The organism is Alloprevotella sp. oral taxon 473 str. F0040, assembly GCF_000318095.2.
Classification (GTDB): Bacteria; Bacteroidota; Bacteroidia; order Bacteroidales; family Bacteroidaceae; genus Alloprevotella.
Genome location: NZ_KB290706.1, coordinates 245 through 1751, shown reverse-complemented (window position 1 = coordinate 1751; position 1507 = coordinate 245). Strand labels below are relative to the sequence as shown.

Sequence of the window (1507 nt, the reverse complement as noted above, 5' to 3'; positions counted from 1 at the left end):
AAGAGCGAGAGCCTATCTCTGATTTTGTTTTTGATGTAGAACCGCTGGTCTATCTGTTCAAAGACGATTCATATATTGAAGAGAATCTGTATGGTGCATGGCATAACAAAATATCAAAAGAGAATGTTGCACGGTAGTATTGGATATTACTCAATAGCAATATTGCTTTTTACTGTTTTGCTATCGTCCTGCCTCCACGAATAGTCAGCTCCGATAGCCTCCTCCTTCTCTATAGAGATTGCTGAGGACAAGACCTCTCCTGTGATTGTTCAGCTAAAGAACGAGAGCTATGGAGGGTGAGTATGAGTGGAGCTTTGAGGGCGGAGAGCCAAGTTATTAACGAGGGTTCTACCGTTCAATGAGGTTTATTTAGAAGCACCAAAGAAAGAGACAAAGGTGGCAGGAGATTCGCCTGCAAAACACAAGTATGTAAGATTAGATTCATACGTCCCCAATACAGAGATTGTGTCTCGTAAGTATACCCAGTTCGATGAGGTGTCGGAAGAGACTGCAATCCGTTACTTAAAAGAACTATCAAATAAGTATTTACCTGGTTCGATCATTGCTGATGTTCCTTCTAATAATACAGGGTCAAATAAAAAAATCTTTGAGCTTAACGGAGACAATGTTCTGCGTGGACAAATGATTCTAGAAGTGCCCGTGCAGAAAGCGGAAATACCGCCAAATGTATTAGATTACGCGAAGAAGAATGATATTATCATTCGTGACGTGAATGAAAAAAAATATAATAAGTAGAGACACATGAAAGTTACATTTAGAGCCTGGAGTCAAGGCTATACAGAGTTACAAAGTGAGGGAGACACCCTATATAGATTAGATTGCTACAACAAGACTCGCTACTCTCGTCGGAAGAATAAAGAAGGCCTTTTGGAACTGGCCTCTCGCGAAGCGCATGAGCAACAAAATGTCTACTTTGCAACGATTCTCAATGAGGATGACAGCCCCTACTGCGCCATTGAGTCCAATGTGGGATACTTCGGTTTGGATTTCTTGAGGGATAACTACGATGACTATTTGACTTTTCAGTATCGAGAGCAACGCAACCAGAATGGCAAGCTATTTCTAAAAGCAATTTTCTTATTTGAATGCTACCCAGGCACAGATAAAAGGATGCGCCGTATCGATTTCTCGTATACCCACGAAGGTGGATGCTCGTCTGTTATCTATCAGGGGGAAGCTTATGATGGGACATTTGAGATGATTACAACAGAACATCCCCCCATCTCAGCCGAAGAGCTGGAGCTACTCTGGGTGGACTATCCGAAGTTTGGGGAATACGACCAACTCATACGCTTGGATCGCATTCCTTTGCAAGCTCGGGAACGTATCCTCGAATATACTGACAAGGAGTTTCCTGCGTTTAGACAGTATCTCCAGCAAGACATCGAACGCTATCAAGAACCTAAGAAGTAAATTCGAGTGGAGGTGCCGGTCTTCTATAAGGCGCTTGCTAAGTTCTATTCTTTCAATGAGGTTTATTTAGAAG

2 protein-coding genes are annotated in these 1507 nt (G+C 42.3%); both read left to right on the top strand.

Features of this window, described 5'->3' with window-relative positions:
- Positions 1-396 precede the first annotated feature (396 nt).
- A complete protein-coding gene (locus tag HMPREF9999_RS01145) occupies positions 397-756 on the top strand; it encodes a hypothetical protein (RefSeq protein ID WP_009436381.1) in 360 nt (119 codons plus the stop codon).
- Between the two features lie 6 nt (positions 757-762).
- Positions 763-1434, top strand: a complete 672-nt coding sequence (locus tag HMPREF9999_RS01140) for a hypothetical protein (RefSeq protein ID WP_009436380.1) — start codon at positions 763-765, stop codon at positions 1432-1434.
- Positions 1435-1507: the final 73 nt, after the last annotated feature.